Source organism: Rhodococcoides fascians A44A, assembly GCF_000760735.1.
Taxonomy (GTDB): Bacteria; Actinomycetota; Actinomycetes; order Mycobacteriales; family Mycobacteriaceae; genus Rhodococcoides; species Rhodococcoides fascians_E.
This window is the reverse complement of the sequence record NZ_JMEX01000008.1, coordinates 2,731,098-2,731,572: the sequence shown is the minus strand read 5'-3', so window position 1 is coordinate 2,731,572 and position 475 is coordinate 2,731,098. Positions and strand designations below refer to the sequence as shown.

Genomic DNA, 475 nt, shown 5'->3' with positions numbered 1-475 from the left:
CATCGGAACACCGGTCGCCAACACAACCACCCACGTCCTCGACACCTGGCTGCGCCCGGTCCCCATCGGCGTGACAGGAGAGCTCTACCTCGGTGGTGTCCAACTCGCCGACGGCTACATCGCCCGACCCGACCTCACCGCCACCCGCTTCATCGCCGACCCCACCACCGCAGGTGAACGCCTCTACCGCACCGGTGATCTCGTCCGCTGGAACCACGCCGGTGAACTCGACTACCTCGGCCGCTCCGACGACCAAGTCAAGATCCGCGGCTTCCGCATCGAACTCGACGAGATCCGCGTCGTCCTGCAGCAGCACCCTGCCGTCTCGACCGCGGTCGTCATCGCTGCTGACCACCCCGGCGGCAATGACAAATACCTTGCCGCCTATTACGTCGGTACCGACGTCACCGACGACGAACTGCGGGAGCATCTGACCGCACGGGTGCCGGACTACATGATCCCCACCGTCTTCATC

1 protein-coding gene is annotated in these 475 nt (G+C 65.3%); it reads left to right on the top strand.

From position 1 onward, the window contains the following. Positions 1-475, top strand: a 475-nt coding sequence (locus BH95_RS25000) for an AMP-binding enzyme (RefSeq protein WP_208601199.1), incomplete at both ends; no start/stop codon positions are given.